The 16,244-nt window shown below is 46.2% G+C and carries 15 protein-coding genes; 12 read left to right on the top strand and 3 right to left on the bottom strand.

Annotation, left to right across the window (positions count from 1 at the left end):
* Positions 1 to 43 precede the first annotated feature (43 nt).
* The gene (gene abc-f / locus MTR82_RS13490; RefSeq protein ID WP_246809470.1) at positions 44 to 1,684 is read left to right on the top strand and encodes a ribosomal protection-like ABC-F family protein; all 1,641 of its coding nucleotides are present in this window, start codon (positions 44 to 46) and stop codon (positions 1,682 to 1,684) included.
* 51 nt (positions 1,685 to 1,735) lie between these two features.
* On the opposite strand, the gene MTR82_RS13485 is transcribed toward abc-f, so the two are convergent.
* A complete protein-coding gene (locus MTR82_RS13485) occupies positions 1,736 to 2,059 on the bottom strand; it encodes a winged helix-turn-helix transcriptional regulator (RefSeq protein WP_052653377.1) in 324 nt (107 codons plus the stop codon).
* A 128-nt stretch (positions 2,060 to 2,187) separates the two neighbouring features.
* On the opposite strand from MTR82_RS13485, the gene MTR82_RS13480 reads away from it, so the two are divergent.
* Positions 2,188 to 3,039, top strand: coding sequence for a VOC family protein (locus MTR82_RS13480; protein ID WP_052653375.1), 852 nt, complete (start codon positions 2,188 to 2,190; stop codon positions 3,037 to 3,039).
* A gap of 46 nt (positions 3,040 to 3,085) precedes the next feature.
* Here the strand turns inward: MTR82_RS13480 and MTR82_RS13475 are convergent, their stop codons facing one another.
* A complete protein-coding gene (locus MTR82_RS13475) occupies positions 3,086 to 3,373 on the bottom strand; it encodes a hypothetical protein (RefSeq protein ID WP_052653373.1) in 288 nt (95 codons plus the stop codon).
* Between the two features lie 130 nt (positions 3,374 to 3,503).
* Here MTR82_RS13475 and MTR82_RS13470 point away from each other — a divergent pair, with 130 nt between their 5' ends.
* The 3 genes from MTR82_RS13470 to MTR82_RS13460 all read left to right on the top strand — a co-directional run bounded on the left by MTR82_RS13470 (position 3,504) and on the right by MTR82_RS13460 (position 7,609).
* Positions 3,504 to 4,580: an NAD(P)H-dependent flavin oxidoreductase gene (locus MTR82_RS13470; RefSeq protein WP_246809469.1), complete on the top strand. Its 1,077-nt coding sequence runs from the start codon at positions 3,504 to 3,506 to the stop codon at positions 4,578 to 4,580.
* Positions 4,581 to 4,693: 113 nt separating this feature from the next.
* The gene (locus MTR82_RS13465) at positions 4,694 to 6,373 is read left to right on the top strand and encodes a sulfite exporter TauE/SafE family protein (protein WP_246809468.1); all 1,680 of its coding nucleotides are present in this window, start codon (positions 4,694 to 4,696) and stop codon (positions 6,371 to 6,373) included.
* A gap of 108 nt (positions 6,374 to 6,481) precedes the next feature.
* The gene (locus MTR82_RS13460) at positions 6,482 to 7,609 is read left to right on the top strand and encodes a CAP domain-containing protein (RefSeq protein WP_246809467.1); all 1,128 of its coding nucleotides are present in this window, start codon (positions 6,482 to 6,484) and stop codon (positions 7,607 to 7,609) included.
* A 65-nt stretch (positions 7,610 to 7,674) separates the two neighbouring features.
* On the opposite strand, the gene MTR82_RS13455 is transcribed toward MTR82_RS13460, so the two are convergent.
* Positions 7,675 to 8,505, bottom strand: a complete 831-nt coding sequence (locus MTR82_RS13455) for an undecaprenyl-diphosphate phosphatase (RefSeq protein WP_052653367.1) — start codon at positions 8,503 to 8,505, stop codon at positions 7,675 to 7,677.
* Positions 8,506 to 8,647: 142 nt separating this feature from the next.
* Here MTR82_RS13455 and MTR82_RS13450 point away from each other — a divergent pair, with 142 nt between their 5' ends.
* From MTR82_RS13450 to MTR82_RS13420, 7 genes are all read left to right on the top strand, one after another.
* On the top strand, positions 8,648 to 9,727 hold the full coding sequence (locus tag MTR82_RS13450; RefSeq protein ID WP_052653365.1) for an AI-2E family transporter: 1,080 nt from the start codon (positions 8,648 to 8,650) through the stop codon (positions 9,725 to 9,727).
* A 111-nt stretch (positions 9,728 to 9,838) separates the two neighbouring features.
* On the top strand, positions 9,839 to 10,291 hold the full coding sequence (locus tag MTR82_RS13445; protein WP_246809466.1) for a MarR family winged helix-turn-helix transcriptional regulator: 453 nt from the start codon (positions 9,839 to 9,841) through the stop codon (positions 10,289 to 10,291).
* A complete protein-coding gene (locus MTR82_RS13440) occupies positions 10,292 to 12,919 on the top strand; it encodes an MMPL family transporter (protein WP_246809465.1) in 2,628 nt (875 codons plus the stop codon).
* Positions 12,920 to 13,123: 204 nt separating this feature from the next.
* Entirely contained in the window at positions 13,124 to 14,047 is a 924-nt protein-coding gene (locus tag MTR82_RS13435) for a VanZ family protein (RefSeq protein ID WP_246809464.1), read from the top strand.
* Positions 14,048 to 14,162: 115 nt separating this feature from the next.
* Complete coding sequence (locus tag MTR82_RS13430) at positions 14,163 to 14,615, top strand: hypothetical protein (protein WP_052653357.1); 453 nt, start codon at positions 14,163 to 14,165, stop codon at positions 14,613 to 14,615.
* Positions 14,615 to 15,082: a GNAT family N-acetyltransferase gene (locus MTR82_RS13425; RefSeq protein ID WP_052653355.1), complete on the top strand. Its 468-nt coding sequence runs from the start codon at positions 14,615 to 14,617 to the stop codon at positions 15,080 to 15,082. The genes MTR82_RS13430 and MTR82_RS13425 overlap by 1 nt, the downstream gene beginning before the upstream one ends.
* A gap of 103 nt (positions 15,083 to 15,185) precedes the next feature.
* On the top strand, positions 15,186 to 16,217 hold the full coding sequence (locus MTR82_RS13420; protein WP_246809463.1) for an ATP synthase beta subunit C-terminal domain-containing protein: 1,032 nt from the start codon (positions 15,186 to 15,188) through the stop codon (positions 16,215 to 16,217).
* Positions 16,218 to 16,244: the final 27 nt, after the last annotated feature.

The raw sequence follows: 16,244 nt of genomic DNA, 5'->3' as shown, positions 1-16,244 counted from the left end.
TTTTTATGATGCGCGCGTCTCTCGGAACGAAAGGGAGAGAACGATGATTATTAGCCAATTCCAACAAATTATGTGCCATTTTGCGACACAAAAATTATTTAACCAGATTAAGGGAGATATAGCGGAAGGCCAACGAATCGGATTGGTTGGACGCAATGGGGAAGGGAAGACCTCCCTATTAAATATATTGGCGGGAGAATTGCAGCCGTCGGAAGGCTCAGTCACTTGGAAGAAAGGCTGCCGGATTGGATTGTTAAAACAGTCACCGGAGGAGCCGGATGATTGGACGGTTGCGGACCTATTAAAGACGGCTTTTTCTGACCTTGTCCGAATTCAGGGAACACTGGAAGCGATGGAAATGCAAATGGCCACGGCTGCCCCGGAAGAAATGGAGCGTTTGCTTGCCCGCTACGGCACAGTTCAAGAGGATTTTATCCAACGCGGAGGATATGAAATTGAAGCTCGCATTGACCAAGTGTTGAATGGATTGAAGATCAAAGCTTTGAAATTTGAAGCTTGGGGCCATTTAAGCGGAGGCGAACGGACGAAAGTCGGTTTGGCAAAATTACTGCTGCAAGAGCCGGACCTTTTGCTTCTCGATGAACCGACGAACCATCTGGACTTAGAAGCGATTGAATGGCTCGGTGCATTTATTAGCCACTACAAAGGCACCATTGTACTCGTGTCGCATGACCGCTATTTCCTGGATGAAGCCGTCACCCACATTTGGGAATTGGATCAGGGAGACCTCATTCAATACAAAGGAAATTATTCGGCCTACGTCAAAGAGCGGGAAGCCCGATTATTGATCGAGTTTCAACAGTATCAGGACCAGCAGAAAAGGATCAAAAAAATGAAAGATACGGTGAAGCGGTTGAAAGAATGGGCAAATCGCGCGAATCCGCCGAATGCCGGCATGCACAGGCAAGCGAAGAGCATAGAAAAGGCAATTGCCCGCATCGAATTGCTTGACCGGCCAGTGCTCGCGAAAAAGCAGATGGCGCTTGGTTTTCAGATGGCCGAGCGAAGCGGCAAAGATGTGGTGCGCGTTGAAGAGGTCTGGAAAGAGTTTGGAGAAAGAACGCTGTTCCAAGACGTCAACATGCATATCCGTTTTGGTGAACGAGTGGCGATTGTCGGCTCGAACGGCACGGGGAAATCTACGCTGTTGAATATGATTCTTGGAAAAGGCGAACCGGATGCAGGAGAAATCAAACTTGGCAGCAGTGTATCGATCGGCTACCTTTCCCAGCATACGCTTGAAATGGACAACAATCGGACAGTAATCGAAGAGTTCCGGGATGCTATTGCCGTTTCTGAATACGATGCGCGTCCGATGCTGGCAAAGTTTCTATTCTTTGGCAATATGGTCTTTCAGCCAGTTCGCCAACTGAGCGGGGGAGAAAGAATGCGCCTGAGATTGGCGCAGCTGATGCATATGAACCACAATCTATTGATTTTGGATGAACCGACCAATCATTTGGACTTGGAAGCAAAAGAAGTGATGGAAGAAGCCCTTGCCGAGTTTCCGGGGACCCTTATATCGGTCTCCCATGACCGCTATTTCCTGGATAAAATTTTCCCGGTCACTTATTGGATCCATGACCAGACAATGGAACGGTTTGACGGAAGCTACTCTTTTGCCCGTGAAAAAAAGAATGCCATCAGTGTGGCAGGAAAATAAGAAGAAACGAACAAAAATAAAACAGCTTATCCGCTGAAAGGATAAGCTGTTTTATTTAGTCTCAATAGGGTCGATCCAGACTTGAGACCAGTTTTGGATTTCATCCATGACCGGTTTTAATGAAAATCCTTTTTCAGTCAACTCATATTCAATCCGTACTGGCGTTTCCGGATAGACAGTGCGCGTCACAATTCCTTGTGCTTCTAAATTTTTTAAGCGTTCGGATAGGAGGCGGCCGCTAATGCCGATCACATCCGTTAAATGGCTGAATCGTTGAGGCCCTGATAAAAGTTGATAAATGATCAAGCCGGTCCAGCGTTGGCTTAAAAGAGAAATCGCACTTTCAAACCGTGGACAAATAATAGCAGTATCCATATCAATCACTCCTTTGTTTTATCATAGCATATTTACTCTGTGGAGCAAAAGAATTAAGTTACTTGACATATATTTGTTCCATTTATATAATTGGTTACATAAAGTAACTAAAGAAAGAGGGATAGTGCATGAACTTTCATCAAAAGCCGGTCACTTACGTGGGCGAAGTCGGATTAAAAGTAATGGATCTGGAAGGAATGGTCCAATTTTATACAGAAACAATCGGTTTTGAATTGCTTTCTAAAAGCGATGCGAAGGCAGCATTAGGCGTACAAGGGAAAACTTTATTGAATTTGGAAACTTTTGAAGGAGTGGAACCGAAAACGGGCCGCTACGCCGGTTTATATCATTTCGCGATTCTTTTGCCAAGCCGAAAAGAGTTGGGGAAAATTTTGATCCATCTCCACAATAACGGAATTCGCCTCGGTTCATCGGATCACTTGGTAAGTGAAGCGTTGTATTTATCGGATCCGGAAGGCAATGGGATTGAAATTTACCGGGACCGTGAACCGGAACAATGGGACTGGGACGGAAAAGAGGTCAAAATGGCAGTGGATCCTTTAGATGCCCAAGGCGTCGTGCAAGCAGCCGCCGATTCAGGGGAAGCATGGATGGGCATGCCAGCGGATACGGTCATGGGGCACATCCACCTCCATATTTCGAATATGGCAGAGACACAAAAATTCTACGTCGATGGACTGGGATTTGAAGTGCTGACTTCAATGGGAGCGCAAGCGATGTTCTTAGGAGACCAAAAATATCACCACCATATCGGCGTGAACGTATGGAACGGCGTTGGAATTCCGGCGCTTCCTGAAAAGACCGCAGGCCTGCATTATTACACATTGGTGATGGCAGATGAGGCGAAGCAAGCAGAAGTTGCTGAACGCCTTCATCAATTGGGAGCAAAAGTGGAGGATCGCGGAGATTATATGGAAACCCAGGATCCAGCAGGAAATTGGATCCGTTTAGTCGTTTAAATCAAAGAAAGCCGACTCATTTAGAAGAGTCGGCTTGTTTTTTTCTTCAAGGAGCTGCCTGGCCGCAGCTTTCAGCGAGATTGATATAGCTTGGCTCCTCGCTTTTGGCCATCGCTTTTAACGGAGCCGCCTCAGCAACAGAACTTGTTTCCAGTTCACTTAGGTCTTGAATCGTATGATGGTCCGTGGAATGATTTTCACGTGTTTCCATATATGCGTACATTCTTTCCTGGCTATTCATTTCTTCCAATGGATTGCCGTAGAAAGATAAGAGGATCAGTCCAAATGCCCCGACGATTAAAGTGATGCCTAAAAGGGAAAGAAACCCTTTCATAATAACCCCCGCTTTCTTTTGTTGCTTCTTAGTAATCTTTAACGTATTTTCTGTTGAAAAGTTCCCGTTTGCGCCATAATGTAAGTTAAACAAGGTTTCGAAAATCGGGAAACCGCAAGGAGGCAAAAGTATGCTCACATGGAAAACCGATATATGCAAACTGTTCAACATACGATACCCCATCATTCAAGCGGGGATGGCAGGAGGGCCGACAACGGCAGAATTGGTTGCGGCTGTCTGTGAGGCAGGCGGGCTTGGAACTTTGGGAGCTGCCTATCTCACTCCGGAGGATTTGCGAAAAGCCATTCGACAAATAAAAGAACGGACCAGCCAACCGTTTGCGGTGAATATTTTCTCGGAAAGCTCAGAAGACGATTATAGCCGTCTCGCTGAAGTGCAGCAAGCTTTAAATCCTTTTCGAAAGGAATTGGGAATCGAAGAAATTCCTGCGGCATATGCTTCACCGAATTGGAGCCGGCAGCAATTCGACATTTGCCTGGAGCTTCAGGTGCCGATTATCAGTACAGCGTTCGGATGCTTGCCAACTGAACAAACGATCATGGCGAAAGAACAGGGAATCCGATTAATTGCGATGGCCACGACGGTAAGAGAAGCGATCGAAGCGGAACAAGCAGGAGTCGATGCCATCGTTGCCCAAGGCAGTGAAGCGGGCGGGCATAGAGGCACCTTTTCACTTGAAGAACATCCGATGGGTGCGTTGGTCGGGACGATATCCTTGGTGCCTCAAATCGTCGATGCAGTGAAAGTGCCGGTGATTGCAGCGGGAGGAATTGCGGATGGCAGAGGACTTATCGCTTCGCTCGCACTGGGAGCGAAAGGCGTCCAGATGGGAACCCGGTTTTTGCTGGCAGCTGAATCCGGTGCGTCCAGCTCCCATAAACAGGCGGTCGCCGAAAGCACGGAAGAAAGCACCGTAATCACAAAAAGCTTCTCCGGCAGGCCGGCAAGAGGGCTGCGAAACCGATTTATCACCGAGTTCGAAGAAGCAGGAATCGCACCCTTGACGTTTCCTTCCCAAAATACCGTCACAAAAGATATTCGCGCGGCAGCGGCACAGCAAGGAAATAGTGAGTTTATGTCTTTATGGGCTGGGCAAACGACCCGGATGCTGGAGGATGGCCAAAGCGCCAAGGAAATTATCGATTCCATCATGAAACAGGCAGAAGCGCTTTGTAAAACGGAATAAGTTTTGTTTTGGCGGCTGAGCCTATCGGCCGCTTTTTGTTTGGTTGAAACTTTTAGATGATTGAATCGTATAAAAGGTATCAAGAAATCAGCAAGTATAGAGGAGAATTCGTTATGGGAAGTATTTTATTATTTTCAGTGGTTGTTGCAATCGCAGCCGCTGTTATCATTGTTCCGTTAACCGGTGCAAAAGGGGAAGAGGAAAAGGGCAAGTCATTAGTAGTCCCGGCACTTTTGTTTACTGCAGTGATTGGGGCAATCGTTATTGCGCTCGCTTATTATTTCCTCAATATTGACCGGAATTTAACGTCGCTTTGGCCCGTGCTCGCAGTAGCAGCCGGCCTTGGCGCATTATTTTCAAAAGGGTTGGAACAAAAAGCAAAAAGCGTTTTGTTCGGTGCCACACTCTTGTTTGCAGCCTATCTATTTGCAGCGCCGCTCTTAAATGCAGATGAGAAATTTAAAATGGTGGAGATGGATGAGGAAGTGGAAATCGAAGCATTTGATGAAACACAGACTCCAGCCAGCGTACCGCCAAAATTTGCACGAAATAAGATGAAGAAAGCATTTGGACAAGTGCCAAATACGAGCTACTATGAATTGGGGCAGCTGCAAGTACAGAAAGTGAACGAAGAATTCGTTTATATTGCGCCAGTCGAATTTTCGGGTTTCTTTAAATGGTGGAACGCGGATGTCACCCCGGGTTATTTCACTATGAGTGCAACAGATGCATCAGCTAATCCAAAATTCATCCAATCTGAAATGAGCTATACGCCTTCTTCTTATTTCAATAAAAACATTGAGCGCCATATGCGTTTGGAAAATCCGGAAGCAATTTTCTATGGAGAAGTTCAGTTGGAAGTAGATGATGAGGGCAAGCCATACTATATCCGGTCATACGGTGATTTCGTCACTGCTAGAAACGGCTTTGATGTAAAAGGAATTGTCGCAATCGATCCATCTTCCGGGGAAAGCATTACGTATAAACTGGAAGACGTACCCGCATTTATCGATGGAGCCGTTTCGCCGGAATCGGTGAGTTTGGAGAACAGCTACTACGGGAACTATGTACATGGTTTTTGGAACAGCAAATTCGGCAAAAAAGACGTGAAGCTTCCTTCGGATGAAGGCACAGAAGCGAATGTCAGCCCGATTTTTGACGCTGATGGCGAGATGTATTATTTCACCGATTTCACAAGTCCGAAAGAAGGCGTGGATTCGATGCTGGGCTATTCATTGACGAATGCCCGCAGCGGGGAATCGACTTATTTTACAGGAAGTCTGGAAGATTCCTATATGGACTCGCAAGGGAATTTGCAAATCATTGAAAAGCAATTTATCGAGAAGGAGTGGTCTGGTGAAATGCCGGTCCTCTATAACTTCTACGGGGAAGCTAGCTGGTTGACGCCGGTTCTCGATTCAAACGGTTTCCTACAAAACTATTTTATCGTTTCAGCAGCAAATCCGGAGATCTCCGTTTACGCAGGAACGCCAAATGAGGCATTGAAACTCTATAAGACCGCGTTGCAAAGAGGCGGCAGTACAGTAGACGGAAGTTCTGAAGCGGAAGAAGCAAAAACTTCTGGAGTAGTAGAGCGGGTATTTAAAGAACAGGTCAGGGATTTCACTTCCGTTTCGTTCTTGCTTGAAGATGGAACCAACTACATCGTCTCTTCTGAAAATGTGCCGTTAGCCATCTATTTGAAGGAGAATGATCAAGTGAATATGACTTATTTCCAGACAGGCGATATCTTCCTGCCGGTGAAGGAATTGGTGATTGAAGGAGTCAATTGATTGAACGGAAAGCCATTTGCGAATGCAAAGAGGCTTTTCTTTTTCGAGAAATTCTTTTTGCTTTATTGAATAGGGTTTTGCGATTAAACTGATGGAGAGGTGATGCGCGTGCGAAAAGTTTTTTGGTTGGTTGTCTTGCTGGTGCTTCTTTTTTTCGCACGGCCATTGTGGGAAGAAAAAGCCAGTGAGTATGTGGATGTCAGTTTTTTAGAGTCGATTGATGAAATGATTGAACAAGTGGCCGGGAATCCTTCCATTACGAAAGCGGTCGATCAAGCAAAAGAATTCACCGCAGATATCGGCGGGCAATTGCAGACTTTTGTCGGCCAAAGTTCGGCGGAGATGCCGGAGCAAGTGGATAAGCCGGAGCTTGAAGGAACGGAATCATTAGTTGCGATCCATAATATTACGCTCGGAATGTCCAAAGAAGAAGCACAGGCGATTGTGGGCTTACCGTTGCGCTTGATGCGAAATGAGTATGGCACCGACTGGCATAGCTATCATCAAGATTATCAGAACTACATGCTTCTTTCTTATAATGATAAGGGCCAGGTCAACGGCATGTTTACAAATCAGGACCTGATTTCTTCTACCAAAGGGATTACGATGGCTTCGGATCGGGAAGCGGTCAGAGCTGCCTTTGGGAAGCCGTTAAAGAGCCTTCAAAAAGGCAATGTGCAATACATTCTTGATACACGGAATGAGTACGATATGTTTAAAGTAAACCATCTCTATATTACGGTTTTTTATGATATACATGAAGAAAATACGGTCACAGCTATCCAAGTGATCGATGAGAAACTTGAAGCGAAGCGGCCCGACATCTATGCGGAGCCGGATAAGGAATTGAAAGAAGGCTATGAGTTCCTGTTGTTCGAATTGACCAACTCAGCCCGCATCCAAAGGGAACTTCCTCTATTGAAATGGGATGAAACCGCGCGCGGTACAGGGCGCAAACACAGCCAGGACATGGCAGAGAACGATTATTTCAGCCATACCAATTTGGCCGGCCAGTCGCCGTTTGACCGGATGGGCGATGACGGCATCACGTTCTTTGTGGCAGGCGAAAATTTGGCCTATGGACAGTACAACAGCATTTTCGCCCATGAGGGCTTAATGAATTCAGCCGGGCACCGGGAAAATATCGTGAAGCGTGATTTCGGCTATTTGGGAATAGGCGTCGCTTACAATAGTGAAAACCAGCCCTATTACACAGAGAACTTTTTTAACCGGTAGTTGTATAAAGCTGCTATGAGCAAAAATGAAAAAACAGCATCCGCAAGCAATGCGGATGCTGTTTTTTAGTTCATCAAATACCAAGCGAGCAGGACAAGCGGCCCGACAATGAAGCAATAGAGGGCAAAATATCTCAATTTTCCTTTTGCCATGATATTCATAAACCATTTTAATGAAAAATACGTGGCGACAAGCGAGCCGAGGAAAGCGACCGTATAAGGAACCGCCATCTCTGCCAAGTTATCGGCATTCAAAATGTCGGTAAAGCTTAGCATGGCCCCGCCAAAACTGATCGGAATAAACAACAGGAAAGAAAAACGCAATGCCGTCTCTTGATTAATTCCGCGTGCCATCGCGGCCACAATTGTGGCTCCGCTCCGGCTGATTCCCGGAATCAATGCCACGGCTTGCGCGCAGCCGATAATGACGGCATCCTTCATAGTCATCTGGCCGTCTTTGCGCTGGCCATGCATGTTGCGGATCAGCCAGAGGCCAACCCCTGTAATGATTAATGTGCAGCTGACCGTTACAACGGTTGAAAGGTTAGCATCAATCTTTTCTTGGAAAAGCACCCCTATCAGACCTGCTGGAATTGTCGCAACCACTAAGTACACAACAAACATAAAGTCGCGTTTCGTTTCTTCATTTTTCACTTTGAAATAGCTTAGCCCATTTATCACCAGCCGTTTAATATCCTTGCGGTAAACGATCAAGACCGCAATTAAGGATGCGCTGTTCACTAAAAGAGCGAATGTCGAGTTGCTTCCTTCAATTTCCACGCCCAAAAAGTATTGGGCAATCAGCAGATGACCGCTTGAAGAGACAGGGATTGGCTCGGTCAATCCTTGGAAAAGCCCGAGCAGTAAAAATTTAATTGTTAGCCATAATTGGTCCATAGAATAAGTCCTCCAAAAATTTCATCATTCGCCTATTATACGGGACGCATAGCGGCTCGAAAAGTTCGGGCGGACAGAAATATAAATTGATATTTCATGGTAAACTGGGTATACACGTATAGAAGAAAGGAAGTGAACCGCTTTGACAAATAAATTATGGTTTCAAGTAGGGGTTGGAATTATATTAACTTTAGTAATCATCCGATTATTCATCGAAGTCCAATCCATATTTGATCCGTTATTCATCATTGCCCAAACTGTATTTGTGCCGCTATTGCTTGGTGGAGTCCTTTTCTACTTAAGCCGGCCAATCCTGCACTTTTTAGAGAAGAGAAAATTTCCCCGATGGGCGGGCGTCCTTACGATTATCCTATTAATCGTTCTCGTATTTTATCTGTTTTATGTGATGATCGGCCCAATGGTGACAAAGCAGGTCAATTCTTTGGTTGATAATGCACCTGCAATCATCGAAGATGTAGAAGATTACGGCATGTACTTATTTGATCAGCGGGACCGGCTGCCGGATTCCATTGAAGAGCAGATCAATGGGCTGCAAGGGCGTGTCGGAGAGTTTGCCAGCAATATCGGCGGCTGGGTCATTTCGTTCCTGGCAAGTTTTGTATCGGGCGTCGTTACGTTGGTGCTCGTTCCATTCTTCTTGATCTATCTGTTGTTGGATCATGAGAAGTTCGCTCCTTTTATCGCCGGATTCTTTAAAGGAGAGCGCAAAACCTGGATTCGCAAAACTATGAGTGATATAGATGAAACGCTGCAAGCTTATATTCAAGGGCAGCTATTCGTCAGTTTCCTTGTAGGGGTTATGCTGCTGATCGGCTATCTGATCATCGGCTTGGATTATGCGTTATTGCTGGCGCTGATCGGTATGGTGACCAACGTCATCCCGTTTTTAGGGCCGTATATTGCGGTCTTCCCGGCTATCGTTATTGCACTCGTACAAGATCCGATCATGGCCGTTTATGTAGCCATTATCATGCTTGTCGCCCAGCAGATTGAGAGCAATTTCATTACGCCGAATGTCATGGGGAAATCGCTGGATGTTCACCCGCTTACGGTTATTACCCTAATTTTAGCAGCTGGGAATATTGCCGGATTATGGGGGATTATTCTCGCTATTCCGGTTTACGCGGTTATTAAAACAATCGCAAAAAATATTTATGCACGCAGACAGGAAATTCGTCGTACCGCAACAAAAGAAGTTTAAAAGAGTCCCAGATGGCCGCCGTGCCTTCTGGGATTTTTCTATAGAGTATATTGCTTGACTCGAACTAGTCTACCCCCTAAACTAAAAGTATTGGTTTAGGGGGTGAACTAGTTGGATGACCGAATAAAAGAAGCCGTGGATCTTTTTCAGGAAGTGATGTTTTACGGAACGGAAAAAGTCATTAAAGGCGTCGATAATCCGCTTTGGAAAGAATATTCTCCGGAACAGCTGCAAATGCTGAAGCTGATCGGCAAAGAAGGGAAAACCACTTCGAGCAGGCTGGCCGTTTTGCAGTCGGTGCATAAAAGCGCCATTTCCAGCCGGATTAAAAAGCTGCTTCAAAAAGAAGTGATCCGAATTGTCCAAGAGGATCAAAAAGATCGAAGAGAGAAGTTTATCGAACTGACCGATAAGGGAAAAGAGATCCTTATGAAATCGGATAAGGCGGTAAATGAATATATTGAAAACCTTTTAGCCCGGAATATTGAAGACGAGGAAATCGAACAGTTCTTGTCGTTTTTTCGGAAACTGAGACATATTATCAAAATGGATGGAGTGGAATAGATGAGAACGGTATTGAAATTGAAATGGCCGATCACGATTGTCATGATCGCCTTGACGGCAGCTTTGTTTTTGCTCGCCCCGAACTTAACGGAGCAGGCCGAAGAAGCCGGGTCGTTCCAGCTTTCTGAGGAAGCATCTTCTCAACTGGCAGCTACGATCCTGTCAGAGGCGGGGGCCGCTGAACAGACGATTTCCTTAGTCATTGATCTGGACGAAGATTTGGATGAAAGCATGAGAGACTCGCTTTCTTCCATGGCTTCGGAAATTGAGGCATTGGGCGATCCGATTACGGGTGTATTAAATCCGGTAGAAAGCCCGGAACTGGAAGAACAATTGATTTCAGAAGACCAGAAAACGGTCTTGATTCCGGTGACGGTCGATGGAAACGATGAAGAAGTAAACGAGGTAGCGGATGAAATCCGTGAATCGATCCTTCCGGATGATTTAACAGCGTACATTACAGGCGAAGCCATTATTAATAATGATGTCAACATTAGTGCGCAGGAAGGATTGAAACGGACAGAAGTCATTACGGTCATCTTGATCTTCGGTCTGTTGCTTGCTGTATTCCGTTCGATTGTGACGCCGTTCATTCCGCTTGTTGCAGTCGGCATTTCCTATTTGTTGAGCCAATCCATCGTGGCCTTTTTCATCGATTGGTTTGGTTTCCCGGTATCGAACTATACGCAGATATTCCTGGTCGCGATTCTTTTCGGAATCGGGACGGACTACTGCATCCTGCTGCTGAGCCGCTATAAAGAGGAATTGGCTGCAGGGCATGGCGTTGAAGAATCGATCATCAATACGTATAAAACAGCGGGCAGAACACTGCTGATCAGCGGAATCGCCGTGTTTATCGGTTTCTTCGCTATCGGGTTTGCGGAATTCCCGATTTTTAAATCCGCTGTTGCAGTGGCGGTCGGCATTTTTGTGCTGCTTCTGGTTTTATTCACAGTCGTACCGTTTTTTATGGCGTTGCTAAAAGAGAAATTATTCTGGCCGGCGAAAAAATCGGCTGCCCATAAAGACAGCAATCTTTGGATTGCGATGAGCAAACTGTCCATCAACCGTCCGTTGTTGTCGATGCTAGTCGTAGCGGTCATTACGGTACCGCTGCTGTTTACGTATAACAACTCGCTGTCGTTTAACACGGTAGATGAAATCGGTTCGGAATACGAATCGGTGAAAGGGCTGCGCGCTATTGAAAAAGGCTTCGGCAAAGGGGATTCTTTGCCGGTGGAAGTGGTCGTCAAATCGGACGAATCGTTAGTGGATGAAACGACCGTTCCTTATTTCGAAGCGTTGAGCAGAGAAATCGAAAAAGTGGACGGCGTTGAAAGCGTCCGCGCCATTACGCGCCCAACCGGCGAAGTGATTAACGAATTGTATGTGGATGAACAGCTCGGCTTATTGGCTGATGGATTAACGGAAGCCCGCGACGGCCTCGGGGAAGTTCAATCCGGCCTGACGGAGATCGAAAACGGCCTATCTGGCGTTAGCGGCCAAACCGGCGGAGCAGGCGGCCTGGGCGATGCAGCAGCGAGCCTCGCGCAGCTGAACGGACAGCTTGGCCAAGTGACGCAAGGATTGCAGGCGACCGGCAATATCCAGCAGACCGTTGGCGCCTTATCGCAAATTAGCGGGGGACTTACCCAAATCCAGCAAGGGCTGGAAGGTGCGGCCGACCAAGCGGGAGAACTTGGAGCAGGCATTGCCCAGCTCTCAGAAGGCATCAGCGCTGCAAATAGCGGCTTGGGAGAAATTGAAGATGGACTATCGGAAGCTGTCGAAATGATGCAGGCAATGAGCGATAGCGAGACGGTTCGCGATACAGGCTTGTTCATCCCGGAAGGCACTCTTGAAAGCGAAGATTTCGAACAAGTATTAGACCGCTATACATTTGCAGAAGGGACTGGGGTGACGATGGAAGTCATTCTGTCGGACGACCCTTATTCCCATGAAGCGATCGAAACAACGGCTAACATTAAAGAGGCGGTAGAACGGAGTGCGAAAAACACGCCGCTTGAAGATGCAGAAATTGCGTTCAGCGGAATTTCAAGCATCAACAGCGATCTTCAAGATGTATCTTCCAATGACTTCACCAACACTGTGACGATCATGTTGATCAGCTTGTTTGTCGTATTGGCGATCCTCTTCCGTTCGTTGATCATGCCGCTCTACATGATCGGGTCGTTGTTGCTGACCTATTACACATCCATTTCCATTGCGGAACTGATTTTCGTCAACGGCCTTGGCTATGACGGCATCAGCTGGGCAGTGCCATTCTTCGGCTTCGTGATGCTCGTTGCGCTTGGAGTCGATTATTCGATCTTCCTGTTGGACCGTTTCCGCGAAGAGTCATTCAATGGCATCAGCGTGCGCGACGCGATGAGAACATCGATGGCGAAAATGGGGACAGTCATCATTACAGCAGCTATCATTCTGGCAGGTACATTCGGTGCGATGATGCCATCAGGTGTCTTAAGCCTCGTGCAAATAGCGACGATTGTCATCACGGGCTTGCTGCTATACGGCTTGATTGTTCTGCCGCTCCTGATTCCGGCGATTTCAGTTTCCTTCGACCGCGGAGTCTGGTGGCCATTCGGCAATAAACAAAAGAAACGTTAAACGAAAAGGCTGCCTCCGGGCAGCCTTTTTTTATTTGGATGCAGCAAAACGGAGGAAATGACATTTGAATTTGGGATTTAAGAAAATCTTAAGGTTTTTCCTGCTAAATTCTTTAATATTATCGGCTATTTTTAGAAATAAGCAGAAGACAAGTTGAGCTCAGAAAATATTATGGGCGGCTTGGTGCAGAAAGGCTGGAAACTGATGAGTACAAAACAACGCAAGAGGATCTGGGCCATCTTGGCCATCTATTCACTCCTCATTGTCTATTTCATGTTCTTTGGCTTTGGAAGGCCGACAGCAGCAGGAGGACTTCAGGAATATCAATTTAATCTCATGCCCCATACACTCGCGCTAAAATTTCCGAATTTCTCGGATTTAAAATATTTCCACATTTGGTTTTTTAACTTAGGCAATTTAGTCGCTTTTATTCCTTTTGGCATCTTGATCCCGTTGCTGCTGCGCTTGAAATTTCCAACATTCATCGCCTTGTTTTTTAGCGGTATTCTTATTTTAGAAACGGTGCAGATGCTTACATTTCTCGGCAGTTTTGATATAGATGACGCTTTAGTAAATACTTTAGGCGCAAGCATCGGTTTTTATGCATACGAGCTTGGCTCCCGCTATACAGATAGAGGGAAGAGGGCCATTGCCATCCTTTTGTGGGCCGGAATCTTTTCGTTTGCCGTGATTGGTTTTTCAGAACTGCTAAGCAAAATGGCGGCTCCGGTAGAAGGGCCGGAACAGGTTCTAAGTGAAGCCGGATCCCTTCCTTATGAACCCGACCAACGTTTTCAAATAGGCTCAGAAAGAATCGAACCCGCTAAAAACTTGTATAGCGGAAATGCTGAAGGCCCAACAGAATTTGTTTATCAATTAGACGGAAAAGATATTTTGCTTTCTTTAAATTACGGAATTCCGGCCGCTGCAAAAAGCGATACGGGACAAATCCACATTTCTGTTGATGGCAAAGAAGTAGACACTTACTCCGTATATAAAGAGCCGAATTCTGCCAATGCTTCGGAGACCGCGATGGAAAAAGTCAATGAATTGGTGATCACGATTGAAGGAGAAGTGATGTTATGGGATGTGACTTTTAAAGAGATGGGGCATTGGTGGAGCGACTGAATCTCGTCCGCAGGGAAAATCAGGAATCACCCCGTTCATCTACAGTTCTGCTGTCGGAATCAAGTGGCCGTGTTATACTAATGGCAGAGTGAACTTAAGAAACGGGGTAAATCTATTGCTAACATTTGAACAGAAACTGGCGATTATTGAATCGTTCCCAGAATTGACGCGCAAGGACGTATCGATGAAACGTGTGAATTTCCATTACGAAGAAAGCTTGTACGACAAGAAAATTGTGGTCTACCATTTGCATCCGAACGGCAACGGCTTCGTGTATGTCGGAAACTTGCCGCAGTATGAAGCGGATGACCGCGGCTTTGTGAACGTCCGCGATTTCTCTGAAAAGGAACTTCGCAGCATTATTGCCGATTCATTGGATTATTTATCTCTTGAACCCGAACCGCCCTACGACAAGACGTGGACAAACCGCGACAACGAAAAGCTGGATTTGGTTTATGAAGAGCCTTTCTGGAATATCTACACCGGCAAAAACCTGGAAGAAAGCTTCGGAACGTTTAGCGATGCCGAAGATTATTTGATCGACCAAGGTTTTAAAGAGCCGAAGTAATGGACATCCGCCAGCTTGCAAAAAGTGAAGCGCCGCCGATGGACTTGCTGCTTGAAGCTGACCCTTCTGAAAAAATGGTCCGCCTTTATTTGGATGAAGGGCAGTGCTATGTTGCAGAGGTGAATAGCCGAGTGGTGGGCGTTTACGTGCTTATGCCACTGTCAGAAGCAGCCGCGGAAATCAAAAATATAGCGGTTGCCGAAACCGAAAGAGGCAAAGGCTATGGCAAAAGAATGATTAAGCATGCACTGGATGAAGCTCGAAAAGCCGGGTTCCGGCATGTGGAAATCGGTACAGGCAATTCAAGCTTTGAACAGCTGGCCTTGTATCAAAAATGCGGTTTCCGGATGAAATCTATTGACCGCGGCTTTTTTACCCGCAATTATCCCGAGCCGATTGTGGAAAACGGCTTAATGTGCCAGGATATGGTCCGTCTGGAATTTACTTTTCAAAACCCTTCAATTTGAAGGGTTTTTCTTTTTGGCGTAAAATAATTTACGTTATAAAGAAATTTATGTTGCTTTTTAACGTAATCTTAGTTACTATATAAAGTAACAAGGAGGAGGGGAAATGGAAGATATCCGATTGAATGTCCCATTGCTTAGAAAAAGAGTTCCTAATTTGACGACTGCCGCAAAAGAAGCAGGCATTCGTCCCGCAACAGTCTCAAATTTATGTACAGGTAAAATCGATCTCGGGAAAGCGGAAGTAAAGACCTTGGTCGGCCTTGCAAAACTTGCCAATTGCACAGTAGATGAATTGATCCTTCGAGGGGAGAAGATGAAGATGATTGAAACCGGAATCAAAGCATTAGATTTTTTCGCACCCGTTGTCAAAAATGGCTCGACCGGCATTGTCGCACGTCCTGGAATGGGGCAGTTGGTCATTGTTGCAGAACTCTTGCATCGATATAAGGAACAGGGACTTGCCACCGTGTTCTTAGTTCCAGCCGGTTCTCCTGCAGAACTCGAGGGCATTGCTGAACTGGCAAGCTGGGTGGCGGACACGATTGAAGAGGCGATAGATAAGTTAAAAGAAATCGGAAAAGAAGCGGTTTTCGTGACGGACAAAAGCTATGTGGATTCAGGAGCCCTTTTTGAAATACAGGAGCAACTGGGACATGATTCTATGACTACTTTGCTGGTCGATTTATCTGGTGAAGTGGTAGATGACGATTTTCCTTTTGGCCCGCTTGAGACCGTTTGGCAATTGGATGCGGATTTAGCAGCCCGCCATCAGTATCCTGCACTAAGCCCGCTCCATTCCACTTCTTCTTTGCTGGAAGACGCGCAGCTGGATGAACGCCATTTCCAATTGCGCCAGCGCACACAGAAAGTGCTGCGCCGTTACCGTGAGCTTCGGCCGCTCGTGCAGATGCGCGGGTTAGACAAAATCAGTGATGCGGATTTGGCAACTTACCGAAAAGGAGAACGGCTCGAAGCCTATTTCACACAAGCGTTTTATACTGCGGAAGAATTTACCGGACAGAAAGGCCAGAAGGTTTCTCTGGAACAGACTCTGGCGGATGTCGAGAGTCTCTTGAATGACCAGTCTGATGGGCGAAGCGTGGAAGAATTGCGTTATATCGGTACCTTGTCTTAAAAAAACGTCCACTTTTTGTGGACGTTC

The sequence above is a fragment of the Planococcus ruber genome, from assembly GCF_022819085.1.
Lineage (GTDB): Bacteria > Bacillota > Bacilli > Bacillales_A > Planococcaceae > Planococcus > Planococcus ruber.
Note: the sequence above shows the minus strand (reverse complement) of the source record. Positions and strands in the feature narration are given on the sequence as shown.